The following is a 22,082-nucleotide window of genomic DNA, read 5'->3' as shown; positions in this document are numbered from 1 at the left end:
GTTAACTGTACCGTGCAAAAATAGTATTCATAATCAATTTTGAAATTAGTCAGGCTTTTTTTTCTACTTGCGCTTGTTTTAATAGTTAACATAATGGCGTCTGCTAAACATGGATACCATAGCGTAACTGTTAGAGACACTATTATTAAGCTTGATTCTATCCGCGACAGGCGTTTGCTGAAGCTTGATAAGAAAGACAAAAGTAATCGTAATAAGAACAATCCTGCACCAAAAGCAGGGCAACTTACTACCAAACAAGACACTACTCCAAGCGCCGGCGGGCTAAAATCTATCGTAAAATCTGTTGCCGAAGATTCAACCTTTGTAGATAACGAGCACAAAATAACCCACCTTTATGGCAAGGCACGCGTTACCTACGAAGATTTTGAGCTTGATGCCGATTATATTCGAGTAAACGAAAAAACGCACTTAATATTTGCACGTGGCTCTATCGACCCCAAAAGTAAACGTTATATAGGCCGCCCGCTTTCTAAATCAAAAGAAGAAAAGCCTATAGCTTCAGACTCGCTGATATTTGACTACAAAACCAAGAAGGTAAAGATCTGGAACCCTGCATCAGAGCAGGATGGTAATTTTATTTCTGGCGGGCAGGCAAAGCGCCTAAATGAAGATGAAGTTGCTTATCGTAACGTAATATTCAGTACCTGTAACTTGCCATATCCAGATACTCACTTTGGTATTGTTATTACAAAAGGTATCGGGCAAAAGAAACGTATAATATCAGGCCCCGCATACCTGGAGATAGCAGGGGTGCCACTACCTATAGGTTTACCTTTTGGCTTTTTCCCAAAACCCGATTCAAGAACATCCGGGGTAATACTGCCTTCATTTGGTGAGGATCAGAAACTGGGTTTCTTTTTGCGCAATATTGGCTATTACATGGCCATTAATGATAATATAGATGTTACCACTATGGCCACCATCTATTCAAGAGGGTCATACGAGATAAATACCAACGCACGTTATTTAAAACGTTATAAATATGGCGGTAGTTTAACGCTTGCTTACGGTTCGCATAACTACGGCCTGCCCGGCGATCCGGCAGCCAAAGATTTTAACATTACCTGGACACACTCGCAAGATCCTAATGCAAATCCCGGTACTACATTTAGCGCATCTGTTAACGCGGGTACATCAACATTTTACTCTAATAGTGTAAACCAAAGTAACTTTAACCTGCAATCGCTTACGCAAAACTCGTTAAGATCAAGTATCAACTATGGTAAAACGTGGGCAAATTCGCCGTTCAATTTAAATATTTCATTAGGTCACAGCCAGGATCTTGCACAAAAAACCGTTAATCTTGAGTTGCCAACCCTGAGTTTTAACATGGCTACTCTTAGCCCCTTTAAAAACCCGGAGAGCATTAATCCTAAATGGTACGAAAAGATTACCGTTGGTTATAGTTTGCAGGCTACCAACCGTTTAAATAACATACCCGAGTCAGAGCTGTTTAAATCAACAACACTTAGCAAACGCTTACAGAATGGTATGCAGCATACTATCCCGGTGGCATTTAACACAACCCTTGCAAAGTTTTTTCAATTTAACACAGGTGTTAACTATACCGAGCGCTGGTATTTGCAAAGCACAAGGATAAGATATGATAGGGGCACAACTGCAGGGCAAGTTACCCAGGTTAGAGACACCATACCGGGCTTTAACCGGGCGTATGATTACATGATTAATGCTGGTTTTTCAACAAAGCTATATGGTGTTTTACAATTTAAAAAAGGCGGTAACCTTAAAGCAATAAGGCATATCAGCACTCCGTCTATCGGTTTTTCATACCGCCCTGATTTTGGCGATCCGAGCTATGGGTTTTACCGTACTGCAGTTAGCAGTGCTACTGTGCCGTATCCATATTATGCTACGCGCTATTCTATTTTTGACGGATTACCTTATGGTGGGCCATCTTCAGGTAAACAGGCGGGTATCAACTTCTCGCTCGATAATACCATTGAGGCTAAGGTTAAAGCAAAAAGTACCGATACCTCTGGTGTGGACAGAAAGATCCCGATTTTGCAGGGTTTAACATTTTCAACCTTTTACAACTTTGCGGCCGATTCGTTAAAGTTGCAGCCTATAGCATTCAATGGTCACACATCTATTTTTAATCAAAAAGTTAATTTAAGTTTTAACGGATCTCTTGACCCCTACGTTACGGTGGTGCGAGACTCAATAACCTCTGCACAGATATTCAGATATAAGCGCCAGATAAACCGCTATACCTGGCAAGATGGAAAGTTCCCAACCTTAACAAATTTTAGCGTATCCATGAGTTCGAGTTTAAACTCATCGTCGTTTTCGCCTAAGAAAACGCAATTGCCACCCGGAACATCCCTACAAACCATGTCGCCCGACCAGGCGCAGCGCTTAGCTTTAATGAACGGCGATCCAAGTGCGTATATTGATTTCAATGTCCCGTGGAATTTGTCGTTAAATTACAGTTTTGCTTATTTTAATGGCTACACCAATAAAGGTGTTACCAGTAATACCTTGATGATAAGTGGCGATGTTAGCCTTACGCAAAAGTGGAAGATACAATACAACACCACTTATGACCTTAAGGCCATGAAACTCTCTGATGCAACATCATTTGCTATTTACCGCGACCTGCACTGTTGGGACCTGTCTATAAACTGGCTGCCTTTTGGTTTTTACAAATCTTATAACGTAACACTTAAGGTAAAATCGACCATATTGCAGGATCTGAAACTAAGCAAGCGAAGCGATTACACCAACAACCCTGGCTTTAACTAATATGCTGGCAGAAATAATAACCATTGGCGACGAGATACTGATAGGGCAAATTGTTGATACCAACTCGGCATGGATGGCGCAATTGCTTAACCGGGAAGGGATAAGAGTTAAGCAGATCTCATCAGTATCAGACAGCCGCGAGCATATCCTTAAGGCCTTGGCCGAAGCCGCTTTACGCGCAGATATTATTTTGATAACCGGTGGTTTGGGGCCCACTAAAGATGATATCACCAAACAAACCCTGGCCGAGTATTTCAATGTACCGCTGGTGATGAATGATGACGCGCTAAACAATGTGCTGAACATTTTTAAGCGCTACAACCGCCCAATGCTTGATGTTAACCGCCTGCAGGCTCAAGTGCCCCAAAACTGCGAGGTGATATTGAACCACAATGGTACAGCACCTGGCATGTGGTTTAATGAAAGTGGTAAGATATATGTATCGATGCCGGGCGTACCTTTTGAAATGCAATATATGATGCAGGACCAGGTGGTGCCGAAGTTGAAAAGTACTCTGCAACTGCCTGTCATCGTACATAAAACAATATTGACAGCAGGAGAGGGCGAATCATATCTTGCTGAAAAAATAGCGGATATCGAGGATAGCCTGCCGCCTTATATAAAGCTGGCTTATTTGCCAAAAATGGGGCAGGTGCGCCTTCGCTTAAGCGGCGATGGCGAGGATGAAGACCAGTTGAGGCAGGAGATAGAAGCTTTCGCTGCAAAAATAATAGAGCGCGTAGGTATTAATGTTATTGCCGAAGAAGATAAACCTATAGAAAAGGTAATACTTGATACTATGAAGCAACATGATTTTACCCTTTCTGTTGCGGAAAGTTGCACGGGTGGTTATGTATCACATTTACTAACACAACATCCCGGTTCATCTGCTGTTTATCTGGGTGGTGCTATCTCATACTCAAACGATCTGAAGCAAAGTATACTGGGTGTAAAGGAAGAAACCCTTTACCAGTTTGGGGCTGTTAGCGAGCAGACGGTAAGGGAGATGGTTGCGGGTGCTTTACAACAATTTAAGTCGGATTTTGCCATCGCAATAACCGGAATTGCCGGCCCTGATGGTGGCACCGAAGAGAAGCCTGTAGGCACCGTTTGGATAGCGGTGGCAAATGCAAATAAAACCATCGCAAAGAAATTCACATTTGGTAATAAGCGTGTGCAAAACATTGAAAGAAGTGCCGTAGGGGCATTTTTTATGTTGAATACTTTAATAAAAGAAACTACCACATAACCTTTCATTTTCCCTAAATTTGGTCACTGATATACAGTTTTACTTATGGCCAAATACCAATTATTACTGCCGAAAATGGGGGAAAGTGTTGCAGAGGCAACAATAATTAAATGGAATAAAAAACCAGGCGATTATATTGAAGCAGATGAGGCAGTTATGGAGATAGCTACCGATAAGGTAGACTCTGAAGTTCCTTCTCCGGTATCTGGAAAATTAGTTGAGCAACTTTGCAAAGAAGACGATATAGTACAAGTAGGTTCTGTCATCGCTATCATAGAAACCGACGCTCCTGAAGAAAATTCGCAACCTGTAGCAGAAGAAAAAATGCCTGAACAGCCGGTTGCCGAACGCGTTGAAGAAATACAACCTGAAGTTACTGAACAACCTAAAGAGACTCAACAACCCGAGCCTGCTCAGCAACCCGAAGCTGTACCTGTGGCTGATATCCCGGGATTAGATCAGCTTGAACCAAAAGAAGAACAACAAGCTGCACCTGTTGCCGAAGGTGTTAAATACGAGAACCGTTTTTACTCGCCATTGGTAAAGAATATTGCTATACAAGAGGGTATAGGTAACGATGAACTTGATCGCATACCAGGCACCGGGGCAGAGGGCCGTTTAACAAAAGACGACCTGCTGGAGTATATCCAGAAACGCGGAGCAAAAAGCCAGTCGACACAGAACTTTATAGCACAGCAAACTGCGCCTGTGGCTACTGAAACTACTGCACCACAACAAGAGCAAGCGCCTCTGCCAAAAGCAGAGCCTATTTTTGAAGCCTCTCATCAACAAGTACCACCTGCACCACAACCGGGTACAGAAGCATCAAAAGCTGAACCTGCGCCTGCAGCACCGGCTGCCGCTACGTCGGTATCAGGCGGGCAGGAGATCATTGAGATGGACCGTATGCGCAAGCTGATTGCCGACCACATGGTTTACAGCAAGCAAACCTCGCCGCACGTAACCTCATTTGTTGAAGCTGATGTTACCGAGCTGGTGCTATGGCGCGAGAAAGTTAAAAATTCATTCGAAAAACGCGAGGGCGAGAAGATTACCTTTACACCGATATTTATTGAGGCAGTTGTTAAAGCCATCAAAGATTTCCCGATGATCAACGTATCTGTAAACGGTACACAGATCATCAAGAAAAAGGATATCAACATCAGTATGGCCACAGCTTTACCAAGTGGTAACCTGATTGTCCCGGTTATTAAAAAGGCAGATGAGCTAAGCCTGATAGGCTTAACCAAAGCGGTTAATGATCTGGCTAACCGTGCACGCGGCAACAAACTACAACCTGATGATGTGCGCGAGGGTACATTTACCATCACCAACGTCGGCTCTTTCGGTAACGTGATGGGTACGCCTATCATTAACCAGCCGCAGGTAGCCATCTTAGCAGTAGGGGCGATTAAGAAGAAACCGGCTGTTATTGAAACACCAAAAGGCGATGCCATTGCTATAAGGCACATGATGTTCCTTTCATTATCTTATGACCATCGCGTTGTTGATGGTGCGTTAGGCGGCTCGTTTGTGAGCAGGGTAGCCCATTACCTCGAAAACTGGGATCCAAACAGGAGTTTATAGTACAGAATATAGTTAATTTAATTTGTGAGTCCGCAGTAAAGGCTCCCGCAAGGGAGCCTTTCGTTTTTAAAGGCTCTCGTCAATAAAAAAGCCGTTCAGGATTTCCCGAACGGCTTTTTATTTAAGCAATGTTTTATAATTAAGCTTCGGCTTCCTGCAATTTGTTTGCCGCCAAAGCAACGCCCGATAATTGATCTGCAAAAGCAACAAATGCGCCTGTATCTGCTATTTGTTGCTGGTTATCTATCAGTTTTTGTAAGTTGACCTTACCGATAACAAACTTGTAACTGCCCGAGTAGAAACGCTCATGGATATGTTCAAACTCCAGAGCCTCAACTAAGGCTTCGTCCTCATAACGCAGGTAAATATTAATGTCTACGTTGTTGGTGAATTGCAGGCGGTTATTATCAGCCTTTGCTTTTTTGTATTCGTAAGCATAGTTGTAACGTAGGGCCGCAATATCTGATAACACAGCCGAACCCGTAGGGTGGCCACCGGCACCCTTACCGAAAAAGAATTGCTGATCGGCAAAGGCAGCTTGTACGGTTACACCGTTGTATTCGTACTCAACATTGTACAGGAACTCGCTCTCGTTAACAAATTTCGGCAATACAAATAAAGTTACATGGCGGTCGTCTAATTCCTTAGCTACCGGAACAAGTTTTATCTTCAGGTTCTTTTCGCGGGCGTACTGCAGGTCTTTTGCAGATAAATTCTGGATACCTACATTCAATACATCTTTAGGATCGATAACCACACCGTAAGCATGCGCAGCCGCGATGATGAGTTTGTATTTTGCATCATAGCCGCCAACATCCATAGTTGGGTCGGTTTCGGCAAAGCCAAGGTCTTGTGCTTGTTTAAGGGCTGATGCATAATCCAGTCCCTCTAAAAATCCTTTTGAAAGGATGTAGTTTGATGAACCGTTGAAAATACCACTGATAGAATGTAGTAACTCGTTATCATAGTATTCCTCAAGGTTACGGATGATTGGGATACTACCGCATACAGAGCCTTCATACAGTAAAGATGTGCCGTGTTTTTGCTGAAGTTCTATCAACTCGTTCAAATAAGTAGCGATCATTTTCTTGCTCGCCGATACTACGTTTTTGCCTGAGCTAAGTGCGCGAGATACGATCTCAAATGCAGCTTCGGTATCGTTTATCAGTTCAACAACCGTGTTAATTTCAGGGTTGTTCAATATATCGTCCCTGTCTGTTGTAAACAGCTCTTTTGGAAGAGAGCGGTCTTTCTCAGGGTTTTTGATGGCGATCTTTACAATCTCCAGGTTAAGGTTCTTCGTTTTGATGATATCGTACAGTCCCTGGCCTACAACGCCGAAGCCGAAGAGGCCAATGGTAAGTTTCTTGCTCATTAAGCTATTTTTTGTAATTCAATAATTTTTCCCTTTACATCCGTTTTAAGGAAGGATGTGATCACCTTTGTAAGATCTTCGGTCTCTATCAGGAAACCATCGTGACCATAAAACGAGTCTAACTCGGCAAATGCCGATTTAGGAATATGTCTGAACAGATACTGCTGCTCCTCGATAGGGAACAACACATCTGATTTTATGCCAATTACTAATGTGCGGGCTTTTACCAGGCCAAGCGCTTTATCTACGCTACCACGACCGCGGCCCACATTGTGCGAATCCATCGCTTTTGACAGGTACCAATAGCTATATGCATTAAAACGGTTAACCAGTTTTTGGCCCTGGTAATTTTGATAGCTTGCTGCCTTGAAGGTTTCAGGCGTTTCGTCGCTGTCTTCCTGCTGGGTAATACCGTAGGTTTTATAATTACGGTAGGATAGGAGCGCAATACTTCTTGCTGCTTTTAAACCTTTAGCGCCACCATCAATGCTGCCCGCCTGGAAAGTGCGGTCGGCGCTTATGGCTAAACGTTGCGATTCGTTGAAGGCAATGCCCCATGGCGAATGATTGGCGTTGGTAGCTATCAGTATCAGGTTTTTGATACGATCCTGCTCAATAATGCTCCACTCTAAAGCCTGCTGGCCACCTAATGAACCGCCTAAAAGGATCTCTATCTTATCGATACCTAAATGGTTGGCTAACAACTGGTGCGCTTTAACAATATCCCTTATGGTGTATTCAGGAAATGCCAAAAAATAAGGCTGACCGGTGGCGGGGTTAGTACTCAACGGATTGATAGTGCCATAAGGCGACCCCAATACGTTAGCACAGATGATAAAATGCTCATCCGGGTTAAAATGATCTTCCGGCCCGAAAAGGCCTTTCCACCAATCAAAAACGTCGGAATTTGCAGTGAGGGCATGGCATACCCACACTACGTTATCCCGGTTTTTATTGAGGGTGCCGTAAGTATTGTAACCTACTTCAATACCTTGTAGTTTACGGCCCGATTCAAGTTCGAAAGTCCCTGTATAAGTAAAGGTTTGTGTACTCATTTCTTCTTTTTCAGTTATTCGGGAGCGGTTGCCCGCTCCCTGTAACTATCACTTAAAAACTAAAAAACTAATAGAAGGTCTTTATGCATATTCTAAAGCACCGATTTTGGCAAATGCCTGCTCAAAATCAGCTTTAATATCATCTATATGTTCAATACCAACGGCAACGCGCAGCAGGGCGGGGGTAACACCGGCAGATAGCTGCTCGGTATCGCTCAGTTGCTGGTGCGTAGTTACTGATGGTTGTATAATTAATGTTTTTGAATCGCCCACGTTGGCTAAATGGCTAACCAGTTTAAGGCTATCGATAACGGCTGATGCATTTTCTTGTCCGCCTTTTACCTCAAAAGACAGTACTGCGCCAAAGCCGTTCTTTAAATACTTTTTAGCATTAACGTGGTTAGGCGATGATTCCAGCCCAGGGTAGTTCACTTTTTCTACCTGTGGATGTTGCTCCAGCCATTTGGCTAACTCAAGCGCGTTGTCAACATGGCGTTGTACCCTTAATGATAAGGTTTCCAGTCCCTGAATATTCAGCCACGAATTGAATGGTGATTGCGAAGGGCCAAAGTCGCGCAGGCCTTCTACACGGGCACGGATAATGAAGTTGATATTACCAAACGGCCCGTTAATGCCGAACACATCGTTAAATATCAAACCGTGGTAGCCTTCGCTTGGCTCGGTGAATTGCGAAAATTTACCATTGCCCCAGTTGTAGTTACCGCCATCAACAATAACACCCCCAATGCTGGTGCCATGGCCGTTTATCCACTTGGTAGTTGATTCTACCACGATATTAGCGCCATGCTGTAAAGGGCGGAACAAATAGCCACCTGCTGCAAAAGTATTATCTACTATCAGCGGCAGATCATGCTTTTTAGCCAGCGCCGATACTTTATCAAAATCTGGAATGTTGAAGCCGGGGTTTCCGATTGTTTCTACATAAATGGCTTTGGTTTTGGCATCGATATGTTTTTCGAGGTTTTCTGCAGAGTCGTCCTCAGCAAAACGTACCTCGATACCTAAGCGTTTAAAGGCTACTTTAAACTGGTTATAAGTGCCGCCGTATAAGTATGGCGAGGTAACAAAGTTGTCGCCGGCCTGCAGGATATTATTCAGGGCGATGAACTGCGCAGCCTGGCCCGATGCTGTTGCTAAAGCCGCTACGCCGCCTTCAAGGGCCGCAATGCGTTTCTCAAAAACATCTGTAGTAGGGTTCATTAGGCGGGTGTAGATGTTGCCAAACTCTTTTAGCGCAAACAGGTTAGCGCCATGCTCGGCGCTGTTGAATACGTAAGAGGTTGTTTGGTACAATGGTACAGCGCGTGAGCCTGTTGCCGGGTCAACTTCCTGACCGGCGTGTAATTGTAGGGTTTCGAATTTTAGTGCAGACATGGTAGTATTTTTTTAAGTTGATTTAAAACTGAGATTGAATGGCGTGCGGATAGAACTATCCTAAGCAGGGTAACACGTATTTTTCAGGAAACAGAAAAAGGGAACGTGTACTGCATCAACAGCAGCAGCAACACATACAAATACAGCCGGTAGAAAGGTTGTATACAGTAAATGCACCCGTTTGGGTTTGCGATGTGTTTTGTTGGGCTAAATAAATCAGACTTTTCATGACTATTAATTTATATCCCCCGGGTAACCTATTCTCCGGGACAGGAATTGGCACCTTCTGCACTTTGCAGGGTTGCCAGCGGTTCTCAGAGCCTGATCTCTCGCCGCTTCTTTATAAATCAAAATCCGTGTGAGGGAAAATTGATCATGGTATTGCTACCAAATATTGTTTCAAATATAGGGCAATGAGGATTTATCTTCCAAATAAAATTTCTAAATAATTGTTATCGGTGTGTAAAAGGAATATATTTTGACAAAGCGAGATCTGAAAATGCCCATGTTCATTAAGAAGATCTTGTCGTAGAAAAAGAAAGTTATTTATTGTGTTTCGTCAGAACAATTCGTGTTACTCTGGTTCTTTAAATATGTAGCGTTCATCCCATTCTATGTCAAAAGCACTTAGTATTTTTCGGTATTCATCTAAAAAAGTTTCTTTTTTGTGATGGGCTTCTTGATTAGCAATGTAATTGATTAGGGTTGATACCTGGCTTTTGCATAAGAAAATGCGCCGTAACCTTCTTGCCAAGCGAAAGGATGCGAACAAAATTTTTGTTCCCTGATCCATTTACTGCTTTCGGTTTTTATATTTTGAATCAAGGCAGAAACCGACTGGTGTGGTCTTAAGCCGATGAAGATGTGAATATGATCAGGCATGCTGTTTATTTGCAGCATTTTATGTTCGTTCTTTTGAAAAATACCAGTTATAAATTTATGAAGTTGTTCTTTCCAGTCTTTGCTGATAAGTGCATTTCTATATTTAACCGCAAAAACAAAATGGATGTGAAGTTGAGTGTAGGTGTTAGGCACGGTTTATAATTTAATATCCAATATACACGAATCGTTCCTACGGAACGAAAAATTTTGGAATACTTTTCTACCGACGATATGTTCCGACGGAACATAAATTTCAAAAAGCAGTACAACATACAAGGTGCTTTTCAGAATACGTTGGATTTAATAGATCTAATAAACTTACATGAACTACTTAAGCTCAAACGAAGCTATGTTCCATAGGAACATTTCGTTGGTAGAAGAATAATGATAAAGGATTGTGTTCCATCGGAACACCTTGTGTTAACAAGTGTGGCTTACGCCATCGCCTGCTCCAGATCGGCTATCAGGTCATCGATATGCTCTAAACCAACCGATACCCTAAGGAGATTAAAAGGCGTTTTGGTATCCGGCCCTTCAACAGAAGCGCGGTGTTCTATTAAACTTTCAACACCGCCAAGGCTGGTGGCCTGTGTAAATATTTTTAAGGCATTAACTACCTTTTTAGCTTTCTCTTGGCCGCCTTTAAGGGTGAACGACATCATAGCCCCCGGCAATATCATCTGCTCTTTTGCCACTTCATACTGAGGGTGTGAGGCTGAGCCCGGGTACATTACCTGCTCAACCGCAGGATGGTTTTCCAGGAAGGTAGCTAACAGCAGCGCGTTATGTACGTGTCCCTTTACACGGTACGGCAAAGTTTTTATACTGCGCACCAGGTAATAGCAATCCATAGGAGAGGGCACGGCACCGCCCATGGTTTGTACGGCGCGGATCTTTGTCCACCAGTCGCTTTTTTCTGCGGTGATGAGTGCGCCACCCATCAGATCGCTGTGCCCGCCAAAGTATTTGGTTGAAGAATACATCACCAGGTCGGCACCAAGCGAGAGCGGTTGCTGGCAAACCGGTGTAGCAAAAGTGTTATCGCATACTACTTTGATGTTATGTTCGCGTGCTATGGCAACCACCTTTTTAATATCGGTTATTTTAAGAAGCGGGTTTGAAGGGGTTTCCACCCATATAATACCCGTGTTAGGTTTGATATGCGCGCGAAGCGTTGCTTCATCATTTACATCGATAAAATCAAACTCCAACACACCTGCAAATAGTTGCTTTGCCTGGTTGCGTAAACCATGGTACATATCATCGGGTGCAATAACATGCGTGCCAGGCGCAAGCGATTGAAATACCGACATACCCGCCGCATTACCAGATGAAAAAGCCGCTGCTTCCACACCATTTTCCAGTTGTGCCAAAACCTTCTCTAATGCATCACGGTTGGGATTGGCCGAGCGGCTGTACTGGTAGCCTGATGCATACCCACCATCGGCATCGCGCTCAAAAGTGGTGGCCATTACAATGGGCTGTACAACAGCTTTGGTGTGTGGGTCAACGTGGTTTCCGGCGTGTATGGCAATGGTTTCTATTTTCATGGCTGCGATGGATAAGCTGCCAAATTAACTAAGAAAAATTGTGAATGCTGTAGCGTTTTGCAGATTATTGCCGTATTATAGTCAACACAAACCTTAAACACAATGAAACGCATATCACTTGCCATCCTTACTATCTGCCTTTTATTTGTTGCCTGTAAAAAGGATGAAAATCAAACCAAGATTGACGAGAGCCGCAAAAAATGGCAATCTTTTAAAGCATCTGTAAGTAACTCTTATTCTTATACAGTACCCTTTGGCTCTTGGACAGGAAGTTTCCTTGAAACAACAATAACTGTGCAGAATGGTAAAGTAATAGAAAGAGCCTTTAAAGCCGGAAATCAGGAGCAAAGTTCTCCCAACCTTATCGTTACAAAAAGCTGGACGGAGACCGGCGCTGAAATAGGTACTCATGATGATTATGCGGCTAAACCTATAACCTTAGATCAGATATACGCCGAAGCACCAAGTATGATCAACGTTAGTAAAGAAAAAAACGATATCTATTTCAGTGTTGATGACAGGGGATTGATCAGCTCAGTTGGCTACGTACCCAAGGGTTGCCAGGACGATTGCTTTAACGGTATCCACATAAAAGACATCAAAGCTCTGTAACATCATTGTCATACTTCGGTGTTTAAACACGCGATGGTTGTCAACATCCGTTTTAAAAATGTGGTATTTTACTACATTTGCTCAAATATTTTTCCCACATGGAAGTATCAGAGAATTTGCGGGTGCTGATGAATGATCCTCAGCTTTTGCCCGAACTTAAAGATATAGCCGAGAAGGTACTTCATCACCAGCGTATAAGTTTCGACGAAGGGGTACTGCTTTACGAGAAAGCCGAATTGGGCTATCTGGGCGTACTGGCTAACTACATACGCGAACAAAAACACGGCGATAAAACCTACTTTAATCGTAATTTCCATATCGAGCCAACAAACCTTTGCGTTTATGACTGCAAGTTTTGTTCATACTCGCGCTTATTGAAACAGCGCTCTGACGGCTGGGAGTATACGATGGAAGAGATGCTGGACATTGTTAAAAAATACGACGACCAGCCGGTTACCGAAGTCCATATTGTTGGTGGCGTGTTGCCGCAATACGATGTTCCTTTCTACAGCGAACTGTTTACCCGTATCAAACAACACAGGCCTGACCTGCATGTAAAGGCTTTAACACCAGTTGAATACCATTACATCTTCAAAAAAGCCAAGATAGATTATGCTACCGGTATGAAGATGATGAAGGATGCAGGCCTGGAATCAATACCGGGTGGTGGTGCGGAGATCTTCCATCCCGAGGTGCGCGATCTTATCGCCAAAGATAAATGCACCGGCGACCAATGGCTGGATATCCATGAGGAATGGCACAAATTGGGCATGCGCTCAAACGCTACCATGCTTTACGGCCATATTGAAAAATACTGGCACCGTGTTGACCACATGGAGCGCCTGCGTCAATTACAGGACCGTACAGGTGGTTTCCAGACTTTTATTCCGCTGAAGTTCCGGAACCAGGATAACCAGATGAGCAATGTGCCGGAGTCTACCGTAATTGAAGACCTGCGCAACTATGCTATCGCCCGTATCTACCTGGATAACTTTGACCATATAAAAGCTTATTGGGCTATGATAAGCCGCACCACGGCGCAGCTATCATTAAACTTTGGTGTGGATGATATTGATGGTACACTTGATGATACCACCAAGATCTACTCGATGGCTGGTGCAGAAGAGCAAACCCCGGCTATGAGCACTCAGGAATTGGTAGAGCTTATCAAAAATATTGGTCGCCACCCTATAGAACGAGATACATTATATAATGTAGTTACCGACTACAAAGACCACCTGTTTGAAGAAACGGCAAAACCGAATTACTACAAGCTACCGGTTATTAATTAGTTGATTGGTTCAATGGTTCATTAGTTTATTAGTAAACAAGTTTGAGCTGTTGAGTTACCAATGAACTATTGACGAATGAACATGATACAAAAGACACTTTATATTGTACGCCACGGGCAAACCGAACTGAACAGATTAGGAATAGTACAGGGCCGCGGCCGCGATACCGATCTGAATGAAGAAGGCCAGTTACAGGCGCAGCAGTTTTACGCGGCTTATAAAGATATTGCTTTTGATAAGATCTACATATCTGAGCTTAAACGCACGCAGCAAAGCATCCAGCCGTTTATTGATAAAGGTATTCCGTACGAGAAATTGAGCGGGCTGGATGAGTTAGCCTGGGGCGTTTTAGAAGGGCAGCCGTCTACGCCTGAAAATAAAGGAGCTTTCCTAAACCTGATGCGCGATTGGCTTGATGGCAAACTTGATTCGAAATTTGAAGGTGGTGAGAGCCCTAACGAAGTGGAGATACGCCAGCGCGAGGCGATGGAAGTGATCATGAGTCATCCCGAAGAAAAAACGGTTTTGGTATGTATGCATGGCCGTGCTTTGCGCCTGCTGATGTGCATACTAACTGAGCAGCCTTTAACGCAAATGGATACCTTCCCGCACCAAAACCTGGTGCTTTATAAAGTTACTTATGATGGCAGCAAGTTTACCATTGTTGATGCAAACAACGCGCTCCATCTAAAATCGAACTAAGAGAACTACCAACGTGAACAAGATCAAAATATCGGCTGTTAGTTATACTAACACCAAACCCTTTTTATACGGCTTACAACATTCTGCAATAAAAGAAAACATTGATCTGAGCTTGGATATGCCCTCAGATTGTGCACAGAAATTAATAGATAACAAAGTAGATATCGGTTTAATACCTGTTGCAGCTACTTTAAATCTACCCGAGTGGCATATTATTTCTAACTATTGCATAGGTGCCGAAGGGCCGGTTAATTCGGTTTTTATCTTCAGTAATTGCCCTATCGAAGAAGCTACGACGATACAGTTAGACCCCGAATCGCGCAGCTCAAACAACCTGGCTAAGGTGTTGCTTAAAAACTTTTGGAAGGTTACGCCTGAGTTAGTTACCGGCGCTGCAGACTATGCTTCATCAACTGATCCTAAAACAGCCTTTGTACAAATAGGCGACCGTACTTTCGGTAAAACCGAGCAGTATCAATACGTATACGATCTATCGGGCGAGTGGAAAAAGTTCACCGGTCTGCCATTCGTATTTGCTGCCTGGATAGCTAACAAACCTATCCCCGAAGCTTTTACCAAAGAGTTCGATCAGGCACTTCGCCATGGTTTGGCCCACCGATCAGACCTGTTGAAAGTGCTGCCGCAACGTGCCGATTTTGATATGGAAGATTACCTGATGCATAAACTGGATTTTAATCTTACCGAAGAAAAACGCAAGGCGTTATACCTGTTTCTGGATTATATTAAAGCGTTGTAATTAACCGCCGCGCTTTAATTCATCATCAAGATTATCGGGTTTGCTTTTAGCCTTTTTTAGATCTGCGTTAAGTTCCTTAAGCTTCGCACGGTAGTTAATTTCGCTGTCTCTGTCCCATTTAACCGTGTCTAAAGAGTATTCCTTATCATCAACAAATAAGGACGTAGTTTTGGCCTCTACCTCAAGGTTGTATTTGGCAAGGTCGGTAACCGGGTATTTGATGGCTTTCCAGTTTATTTCGGGCGCGTTGTCCATACTGTATTGGCTTACATCCATTTTCTCGTCAAATGTATCGCCCGGCTTTATTGTTCCCACGCCTGAGCGTACAGTTGTACTATTCCATATAATATGGTTTTTATCAATTGATCGTATGAGCAGCGAGAGTGAATAAGCATCAAACATCTTATCGGCTGTAACATTCTTAAACTGGCAATAAATCATAGGCATGCCGTTTTCCAGCGTCATCTTTACAAAGCTGCCCTTTAACATCTCTGTTTTTTGGCGGATTGCGTCGTAATCCTTACGCTCTTTATCAGCAGTTTTATTGAGTTCGGTTATCTCATCCTGAGCCGATTTTATCTGTCGCTCTTTATCCTGCTTCATAAATTCTTCGGCCAGGTCAAAAATGCCACCTTTGGTTTTACCGTCAATTTTCTTCAAAACAATTTTCTCAAACGATAAATCTTTGTATTCTTTAACATCATGCATCTTATCGTACATGGCAGAGCCAGTGATATAAAGAATGGCCAGATCAAGTTTAGACTGGTCTTCATCGCTTAAGCCCGCTTTCATTTTTTCGTATGAGGCTTTAGATGCTTTTTCAGAGCTGCCATCAATCCGAGGGCCGCAGCTGCTTAGTAAGATTATCAGGATAAGAGCAATTGGCAGGTAAGTTATTTTCATAAGGTTAGATATGTTGCTTTATTAAACTAACCGGCAGCAAAAAAGTTCTGTATGGTATTCTCTCAATTTTTAAAACAATAGGCTATTAGCCCGCATTTAACCCATACCATGGAAACACAAAAACTTAAAAAACAATCGGCCATTGTAACCGGTGCCGATAGCGGCATTGGCAAGGGTGTGGCATTAGCGCTGGCAAATGCAGGAGCAAAAGTACTTGTAAACTACTTTCATAACCATACCGCGGCAGATGAAGTGGTGAGCCAAATTGTTGCCGAAGGGGGAGAAGCAATAGCATACCAGGCCGATGTAAGCAAGGAGCATGATGTACAAAGGATGTTTGCGCACCACCTTAATGTTTTTGGTTCATTGGATATCCTCGTAAACAATGCCGGTTTGCAAAAAGATGCAAAGTTTGTTGATATGACACTGGATGAATGGAACACTGTAATTGGTACTAATCTTACGGGCCAGTTTCTTTGCTCGCGCGAGGCGGCTAAGATCTTTATACAACAGGGGATAAGGGATGGTATAAGCAGGGCCGCCGGAAAGATCATTTGTATGAGTAGTGTGCATGAAATTATCCCCTGGGCGGGCCATGTTAATTATGCAGCCAGTAAAGGCGGTATCAGCCTGTTTATGAAAAGTATAGCGCAGGAACTGGCCCCGCAAAAGATAAGGGTTGCAGGCATTGGCCCGGGCGCTATTCAAACACCTATCAACAAAGAAGCCTGGGAAACGCCGGAGGCTTTGGAAAAACTTTTAACACTTATCCCTTATAACCGTATCGGAAAGCCCGATGACATTGGTAAACTTGCCGCCTGGCTGGTATCTGATGATGCTGATTACATTACCGGTACCACAATTTTTGCTGATGGCGGGATGACCTTATATCCCGGCTTTGCTGATAATGGCTAAAAATGAAGGTTTTTGTCATGAATGTGTCACGAAATTCAGATTTGTTTACATGAAATTTACTTAGTGTACTTTTTACAATAAGTATTTGTAAAAATCTTTAACATATTGTAAAAAATACACTAAGTATTGGCTGTTATTTTGACATTTTTGTTTTTATGGCGCTATGATTATCAAAATTTCATAAAAATTAAGCATTATTTTGACAATATTCAAAGCTGATGTATTTTTGTTGCATAAATTAAAAAAGACAGCCATGAAAAAAATATTTATAACTACAGCAGTTGCAGCATTATTAAGCGTTAATGTTTTTGCTGGCGACAAAGCTCCTAAAGTAAACGATGATTCAGCTAACGTAACTTACTTAGCAATCAATAAATTCAACAGCGATTTCTTCGGTGCTGAAAATGTAACCTGGAAAGTAACATCTAAATTCCAGAAAGCTACTTTCACTATCGATGGTGTACAAAAATCAGCTTTCTATAACCAACGCGGTGAGTTAATGGGTACTACTCAAACAGTACAATACAACGCATTACCGGTATCAGCTCAAAAAGAGATCTCAAACAAATACCAAGGTTACTTCGCTAAAGAGGTTATCAAATTAGAGAACGACGAGAACGTTGATTCATTAGTATACTTTGTTGATGTTGCTAACGACAACGAAGAGGTATTGTTAAAAGTAGTTCCGGGTTCTGGTGTTAGCTACTTCCAAAAAGTTAAATAATTCTCAACCCAGCATATATAAAAGCCGCCTGCTATAAACAGGCGGCTTTTTTGCGTTATATTCCTGTTAAATAATTATTTACTTGCATATTAATATTTTGTTATATTTGATATAGATAGTTGTATTTCTACATTGATAATAAGCTACTTATTCAGTTTGATATACTTACTAATCTTACACAATTAATATCAAAAGAATTATGAAAACTGGAAAAGTAAAATGGTTTAACACTCAAAAAGGTTATGGATTTATCATAACCGAAGAAGGCAAAGACCTTTTTGTGCATTTTAAAGATGTACAAGGTGGCGTAAACGCAATTAAAGATAACGACGATGTAGAGTACGAGGAAGAAGAAGGCCGCAAAGGCCTGCAGGCTGTAAAAGTGAAAAAGGTGTGATCTTGTACACAAACGTAATGATATATAACCCCTGGCAACAGGGGTTTTTTATTTACAAAAGTTTGCACCGTTGTTTGCAATAATTACCTTAGCACACCAATTAATTACAGTAAATGTTAGAAGCTGCCCCATCTAAATTAACCCGCAATGCCGTGTTCCTGGTATTGGTTGCATCACTTGGGTATTTTGTTGATATATATGATCTGCTGGTATTTTCCATAGTGCGCGTACCCAGTTTAACAGACCTTGGCCTTAGCGAAGCCGAGATTACCACCAAGGGCCAATTGATTATTAATGTGCAAATGGCCGGCTTGTTGCTGGGCGGTATTATCTGGGGCATTGTGGGCGATAAAATGGGCCGCATTAAGGTTTTGTTCGGGTCAATATTATTATACTCGATAGCTAATTTTGCCAATGCCTTTGTAGTTAATGTGCCTATGTATGCCGCTATTCGCTTTATAGCGGGTATAGGTTTAGCCGGAGAGCTTGGCGCAGGCATAACCCTCGTTACCGAAACTTTAAGCAAAGAGAAGCGCGGATATGGCACCATGATAGTAGCAGTTATCGGTTTGTTTGGTGCTGCGGCTGCCTATGCCGTTGCAAAACATGGCTGGCAAAGTGCTTACATGGTTGGCGGCGGTTTGGGCATACTGTTACTGTTTATGCGTATAGGTACGTTTGAGTCGGGCATGTTCCAGGATGTGCAGGAGAGCAAAGTTTCCAAAGGGAATTTCTTTATGCTGTTCACCAACTTTGCGCGCTTTAAAAAATATATCTATTGCATCCTTATTGGCGCACCTTTATGGTATGTGGTAGGCGTTCTGGTAACTTTTAGCCCCGAGTTTGGTAAAGCCCTTCATTCAAAAGATGTGTTAAGCGCTGGTGAGGGCGTTTTTTATACTTACATCGGTATTTCAATAGGCGATATTTTTGCGGGATTGTTGGCTCAGTTGATCAAATCGCGCAAGATCACTATGGCGGTATTTCATATATTATCAACCGTAGCTGCCATTATCTACTTAAGATCAGAAGGTATAACACACGAGCGTTTTATCTGGGTTTGCTTTTTCATGGGCTGCTCAGTAGGGTACTGGGCTACGTTTGTAACCATTGCTGCAGAACAATTTGGCACCAACATACGCGCTACGGTTACCACCACGGTACCCAACTTTGTCCGCGGTTCACTCATCCCCATAACACTTGCTTTTAATGCCTTTAAAGGAAGCTACGGGCAAATAAATGCAGGCTTTATCATGATGGGGATTCTCACAGTAATTGCGCTGTTTGCACTAAGTCAGCTGAAGGAAACCTTTGGTAAGGATCTGAATTATATTGAGGAAGAGGCGGGAGTTAGTTAGGTATTTAATAAGTGAATTAGTGAAGGATGGAAGGAGTGAATGTTTTCTATAGTGGATAACCCCAATAAGGTAAAGTAAACAGGATTTGTTTACTTTGCTTAACTTTGACGCCTTAAAGTAATTCACTCATTCGCTCATTCAATCTATCACTCATTGATAACTCACGAACAAATAGCCGCCGATTACCAACAAATACAGGACGAGATATGTGCAGCACTTGAAGCGGCTGATGGGCAAGCTAAGTTTGAGCAGGAGCTTTGGGAACGCGATGGCGGCGGCGGTGGTCGTACCCGTGTGATACAGGACGGAAACATATTTGAAAAAGGTGGAGTAAATTTCTCTGCCGTACATGGTCAGTTACCCCACACTGTAAAAAAAGCACTTAACGTAGAGCAGGACGATTTTTTTGCTACCGGTGTATCTATCGTTATCCACCCAAATCATCCGCTGGTGCCAATCATCCACATGAATATCAGGTACTTTGAGATGCCTTCATCGTTCCATAACAATACACCGCCGGTACGCTGGTTTGGTGGTGGGATAGATCTTACACCTCATTATGTTTTTGAGGATGATGCAAGTTTCTTCCATCAGCAATTAAAAGATACTTGTGATAAGTTCCATGCCGATTTTTACCAGCGCTTTAAAGCCTGGGCCGACGATTACTTCTACATCAAACATCGTAGTGAAACGCGGGGCATAGGCGGCATCTTTTACGATCGTTTAACGGCTACCGACGAGATAACCTGGGAGCAGGTATTTGAGTTCTCAAAAGCAGTTGGCCGTACCTTTGCGCCAACTTACCTGGAATTGGTTAACCGCAACCGCGATAAAACATTTACCGACGAACAACAGTTATGGCAATACCAGCGCCGCAGCCGTTATGCTGAGTTTAACCTTGTATATGATGCAGGTACCAAATTCGGTTTAGAAACCAATGGCCGTATCGAATCGATACTGATGAGCCTGCCACCAACTGCCAAATGGGTGTATGATTTTAAAGCACAGCCAGGCAGCGAGGAGGAAAAAACAATGGGCTTGTTAAAAAAAGGAATTAACTGGGTTTAAATGAAAAAGTTACTTGTTGCCGTATTGTTTTTCGGTGTATTATCATCCTTTACATTTGATGGCGGGTTATCCGGCAGGTGGGAGTATAGCGGCGGTATTTACAATGGCAAGCCCTCGCCGGCACCAACTGAATATACCCTGCGCAGGCAATACAATGCCGAGCATTATGCAGGTACTTTTTTAGAGAAAGATGAGCAACCCCGCACATACGAGACCGGTAACTACAAACTCCAGTTGGATAGTTGCTTTGAAACACAAACCTACAGCGCACAGCCATCAAAACTGCTCAATGTAACCGTAAAATATCATTTTCAAATCCGTAATGATACGCTGATATTTAACGGAATATTACCGAATGGTACTGTAGTAGAAGAGTACTGGAAGAGGGTACAGTGATCAGTTTATTTTAAATTGCTGCAATGCATCAATAACTGAGTTTGCTGTTCTTACAATTTCTCCTTTGCTGTTCAGCAAAACATAGCTTGGGTAATCGCTGATCCCAAGCTGTTCAGTTATTTTCTTATTTGCCGGTTCAAGATAGTTGTCCCATGTGTATTTATGCTGAGCCAGATATTTGTTCCAGTCGGATAAAAGTTCTTTTTTGTCGGTGCCGATACTTATAACTTTAACTTTTTGCGCTGCAATTTTATCAAGGTTTTCACTTATCCACATGTGATCCCGCCTGCATGGCGGGCAATCTAAAAACCAAAAATCAAGCAGGTAGTAATCGTAATCCTGTAACTTGATATCTGTAGTTTTGCCTTGTCTGTTGATGAAAGCGAAACCGGCTATATTAAAACTTCTGACCTTTAATAACTCATTCAGCCTCGGGATAGCGATCTTATATAGCATAAACCAACTGAAATCTGTTTTTTGTTGCACCAATATCGCCTTCAATTTTAAAAGATTATCCTTTGAATTTTGATTGTAGTCAATATAACTGAGGGCAAGGTACATCGACCATGTTTGTTCAAGGTGATTTTCAATTTCCGGCAGCAAGGCAGCATTGTAGGCCGAGCTATCTTTCCTGAGCAATGCAATATTTTTTAAAAAAGTTAGCTTATGGTAGTAAAAAGGTGAGTTAACTACGGTGTCGATTATAAAATGTGAAGTATCGGTCAGGTGTGCATTCACACTGATTTTTCCTGCATTTAACCATAACTGGTTTTTATATCTTTTGTTATTTACGTAATACTTAATGTTATAACAATCAATATCTTTCTTGCGGAAATTAAAGGTAAGCGTATCCTTAAACGGAAAACTATAATGTTCTGTAGTGCTTACATCATCCATACTCACACTATCTATCTTTATCGGGCTTTTAATTACAGTAGTAATTGTAGTTTGCGCAATACTACTTAACGGCAGCATTAAGAGAATGATAATTGCAAACAGGTTTAAGGTTGATTTTTTCATGGTGATAAAGCGTTTATAAATGTAGTAAATTATAACACTAAGGAGTGTGAAAAACCGGCAG

20 protein-coding genes and 1 riboswitch are annotated in these 22,082 nt (G+C 42.4%); of the genes, 13 read left to right on the top strand and 7 right to left on the bottom strand.

The window, feature by feature from the left end; genetic code table 11:
* Positions 1-93: 93 nt before the first annotated feature.
* From D0C36_RS02020 to D0C36_RS02010, 3 genes are read left to right on the top strand one after another with little or no spacing between them, the layout of a single operon-like run.
* Positions 94-2,784, top strand: a complete 2,691-nt coding sequence (locus D0C36_RS02020; RefSeq protein WP_233524386.1) for a putative LPS assembly protein LptD — start codon at positions 94-96, stop codon at positions 2,782-2,784.
* Position 2,785: 1 nt separating this feature from the next.
* Positions 2,786-4,033, top strand: a complete 1,248-nt coding sequence (locus tag D0C36_RS02015) for a competence/damage-inducible protein A (protein WP_117389918.1) — start codon at positions 2,786-2,788, stop codon at positions 4,031-4,033.
* Positions 4,034-4,078: 45 nt separating this feature from the next.
* Positions 4,079-5,620: a dihydrolipoamide acetyltransferase family protein gene (locus D0C36_RS02010; protein WP_117389917.1), complete on the top strand. Its 1,542-nt coding sequence runs from the start codon at positions 4,079-4,081 to the stop codon at positions 5,618-5,620.
* Positions 5,621-5,759: 139 nt separating this feature from the next.
* Here the strand turns inward: D0C36_RS02010 and D0C36_RS02005 are convergent, their stop codons facing one another.
* The 5 genes from D0C36_RS02005 to D0C36_RS01985 all read right to left on the bottom strand — a co-directional run bounded on the left by D0C36_RS02005 (position 5,760) and on the right by D0C36_RS01985 (position 11,877).
* Positions 5,760-6,995: a homoserine dehydrogenase gene (locus D0C36_RS02005; protein ID WP_117389916.1), complete on the bottom strand. Its 1,236-nt coding sequence runs from the start codon at positions 6,993-6,995 to the stop codon at positions 5,760-5,762.
* A complete protein-coding gene (locus D0C36_RS02000; protein WP_117389915.1) occupies positions 6,995-8,050 on the bottom strand; it encodes a homoserine O-acetyltransferase family protein in 1,056 nt (351 codons plus the stop codon). The genes D0C36_RS02005 and D0C36_RS02000 overlap by 1 nt, the downstream gene beginning before the upstream one ends.
* 81 nt (positions 8,051-8,131) lie before the next feature.
* Positions 8,132-9,445 (bottom strand): O-acetylhomoserine aminocarboxypropyltransferase/cysteine synthase family protein, encoded by a 1,314-nt coding sequence (locus D0C36_RS01995; RefSeq protein ID WP_117389914.1) that lies wholly within the window; start codon positions 9,443-9,445, stop codon positions 8,132-8,134.
* 236 nt (positions 9,446-9,681) lie between these two features.
* Positions 9,682-9,794, bottom strand: a riboswitch (SAM riboswitch).
* A 350-nt stretch (positions 9,795-10,144) separates the two neighbouring features.
* Positions 10,145-10,480: an IS200/IS605 family transposase gene (tnpA, locus tag D0C36_RS01990; RefSeq protein ID WP_199501950.1), complete on the bottom strand. Its 336-nt coding sequence runs from the start codon at positions 10,478-10,480 to the stop codon at positions 10,145-10,147.
* 281 nt (positions 10,481-10,761) lie between these two features.
* On the bottom strand, positions 10,762-11,877 hold the full coding sequence (locus tag D0C36_RS01985; protein WP_117389913.1) for a trans-sulfuration enzyme family protein: 1,116 nt from the start codon (positions 11,875-11,877) through the stop codon (positions 10,762-10,764).
* Positions 11,878-11,979: 102 nt separating this feature from the next.
* Here D0C36_RS01985 and D0C36_RS01980 point away from each other — a divergent pair, with 102 nt between their 5' ends.
* The 4 genes from D0C36_RS01980 to D0C36_RS01965 all read left to right on the top strand — a co-directional run bounded on the left by D0C36_RS01980 (position 11,980) and on the right by D0C36_RS01965 (position 15,240).
* Positions 11,980-12,489 (top strand): hypothetical protein, encoded by a 510-nt coding sequence (locus D0C36_RS01980; protein ID WP_117389912.1) that lies wholly within the window; start codon positions 11,980-11,982, stop codon positions 12,487-12,489.
* Positions 12,490-12,587: 98 nt separating this feature from the next.
* Complete coding sequence (gene mqnE, locus D0C36_RS01975; protein WP_117389911.1) at positions 12,588-13,781, top strand: aminofutalosine synthase MqnE; 1,194 nt, start codon at positions 12,588-12,590, stop codon at positions 13,779-13,781.
* Between the two features lie 81 nt (positions 13,782-13,862).
* Positions 13,863-14,483, top strand: a complete 621-nt coding sequence (locus D0C36_RS01970) for a histidine phosphatase family protein (protein WP_199501949.1) — start codon at positions 13,863-13,865, stop codon at positions 14,481-14,483.
* A 13-nt stretch (positions 14,484-14,496) separates the two neighbouring features.
* Positions 14,497-15,240: a menaquinone biosynthetic enzyme MqnA/MqnD family protein gene (locus D0C36_RS01965; RefSeq protein ID WP_117389910.1), complete on the top strand. Its 744-nt coding sequence runs from the start codon at positions 14,497-14,499 to the stop codon at positions 15,238-15,240.
* On the opposite strand, the gene D0C36_RS01960 is transcribed toward D0C36_RS01965, so the two are convergent.
* Positions 15,241-16,143: a DUF6694 family lipoprotein gene (locus tag D0C36_RS01960; RefSeq protein ID WP_117389909.1), complete on the bottom strand. Its 903-nt coding sequence runs from the start codon at positions 16,141-16,143 to the stop codon at positions 15,241-15,243. It lies immediately after the preceding gene.
* Between the two features lie 108 nt (positions 16,144-16,251).
* Between D0C36_RS01960 and D0C36_RS01955 the strand changes: the two genes are divergently transcribed.
* The 6 genes from D0C36_RS01955 (at position 16,252) to D0C36_RS01930 (ending at position 21,001) form a co-directional block, all read left to right on the top strand.
* Positions 16,252-17,058 carry an SDR family oxidoreductase gene (locus D0C36_RS01955; RefSeq protein ID WP_117389908.1) on the top strand — a complete coding sequence of 269 codons (807 nt, stop codon included), beginning with the start codon at positions 16,252-16,254 and terminating at the stop codon, positions 17,056-17,058.
* 253 nt (positions 17,059-17,311) lie between these two features.
* A complete protein-coding gene (locus D0C36_RS01950; protein ID WP_117389907.1) occupies positions 17,312-17,782 on the top strand; it encodes a hypothetical protein in 471 nt (156 codons plus the stop codon).
* 199 nt (positions 17,783-17,981) lie between these two features.
* Entirely contained in the window at positions 17,982-18,179 is a 198-nt protein-coding gene (locus tag D0C36_RS01945; protein ID WP_095704231.1) for a cold-shock protein, read from the top strand.
* Positions 18,180-18,292: 113 nt separating this feature from the next.
* Complete coding sequence (locus D0C36_RS01940; RefSeq protein ID WP_117389906.1) at positions 18,293-19,537, top strand: MFS transporter; 1,245 nt, start codon at positions 18,293-18,295, stop codon at positions 19,535-19,537.
* A 153-nt stretch (positions 19,538-19,690) separates the two neighbouring features.
* Positions 19,691-20,605 carry an oxygen-dependent coproporphyrinogen oxidase gene (gene hemF / locus D0C36_RS01935; RefSeq protein ID WP_117389905.1) on the top strand — a complete coding sequence of 305 codons (915 nt, stop codon included), beginning with the start codon at positions 19,691-19,693 and terminating at the stop codon, positions 20,603-20,605.
* A complete protein-coding gene (locus D0C36_RS01930) occupies positions 20,606-21,001 on the top strand; it encodes a hypothetical protein (protein WP_117389904.1) in 396 nt (131 codons plus the stop codon).
* Here the strand turns inward: D0C36_RS01930 and D0C36_RS01925 are convergent, their stop codons facing one another.
* The gene (locus D0C36_RS01925) at positions 21,002-22,021 is read right to left on the bottom strand and encodes a TlpA family protein disulfide reductase (RefSeq protein ID WP_117389903.1); all 1,020 of its coding nucleotides are present in this window, start codon (positions 22,019-22,021) and stop codon (positions 21,002-21,004) included. It lies immediately after the preceding gene.
* Positions 22,022-22,082 lie beyond the last annotated feature (61 nt).

It is taken from the genome of Mucilaginibacter conchicola (genome assembly GCF_003432115.1).
Lineage (GTDB): Bacteria > Bacteroidota > Bacteroidia > Sphingobacteriales > Sphingobacteriaceae > Mucilaginibacter > Mucilaginibacter conchicola.
The sequence above is the reverse complement of the archived record's forward strand: the minus strand, read 5'-3'. Positions and strand labels throughout refer to the sequence as shown.

Coding starts and splice junctions, on each gene's coding strand:
- D0C36_RS02020 (WP_233524386.1), top strand. CDS start 94: ATGGCGTCTGCTAAACATGGATACCATAGCGTAACTGTTAGAGACACT.
- D0C36_RS02015 (WP_117389918.1), top strand. CDS start 2,786: ATGCTGGCAGAAATAATAACCATTGGCGACGAGATACTGATAGGGCAA.
- D0C36_RS02010 (WP_117389917.1), top strand. CDS start 4,079: ATGGCCAAATACCAATTATTACTGCCGAAAATGGGGGAAAGTGTTGCA.
- D0C36_RS02005 (WP_117389916.1), bottom strand. CDS start 6,995: ATGAGCAAGAAACTTACCATTGGCCTCTTCGGCTTCGGCGTTGTAGGC.
- D0C36_RS02000 (WP_117389915.1), bottom strand. CDS start 8,050: ATGAGTACACAAACCTTTACTTATACAGGGACTTTCGAACTTGAATCG.
- D0C36_RS01995 (WP_117389914.1), bottom strand. CDS start 9,445: ATGTCTGCACTAAAATTCGAAACCCTACAATTACACGCCGGTCAGGAA.
- D0C36_RS01985 (WP_117389913.1), bottom strand. CDS start 11,877: ATGAAAATAGAAACCATTGCCATACACGCCGGAAACCACGTTGACCCA.
- D0C36_RS01980 (WP_117389912.1), top strand. CDS start 11,980: ATGAAACGCATATCACTTGCCATCCTTACTATCTGCCTTTTATTTGTT.
- mqnE (WP_117389911.1), top strand. CDS start 12,588: ATGGAAGTATCAGAGAATTTGCGGGTGCTGATGAATGATCCTCAGCTT.
- D0C36_RS01970 (WP_199501949.1), top strand. CDS start 13,863: ATGATACAAAAGACACTTTATATTGTACGCCACGGGCAAACCGAACTG.
- D0C36_RS01960 (WP_117389909.1), bottom strand. CDS start 16,143: ATGAAAATAACTTACCTGCCAATTGCTCTTATCCTGATAATCTTACTA.
- D0C36_RS01955 (WP_117389908.1), top strand. CDS start 16,252: ATGGAAACACAAAAACTTAAAAAACAATCGGCCATTGTAACCGGTGCC.
- D0C36_RS01950 (WP_117389907.1), top strand. CDS start 17,312: ATGAAAAAAATATTTATAACTACAGCAGTTGCAGCATTATTAAGCGTT.
- D0C36_RS01945 (WP_095704231.1), top strand. CDS start 17,982: ATGAAAACTGGAAAAGTAAAATGGTTTAACACTCAAAAAGGTTATGGA.
- D0C36_RS01940 (WP_117389906.1), top strand. CDS start 18,293: ATGTTAGAAGCTGCCCCATCTAAATTAACCCGCAATGCCGTGTTCCTG.
- D0C36_RS01930 (WP_117389904.1), top strand. CDS start 20,606: ATGAAAAAGTTACTTGTTGCCGTATTGTTTTTCGGTGTATTATCATCC.
- D0C36_RS01925 (WP_117389903.1), bottom strand. CDS start 22,021: ATGAAAAAATCAACCTTAAACCTGTTTGCAATTATCATTCTCTTAATG.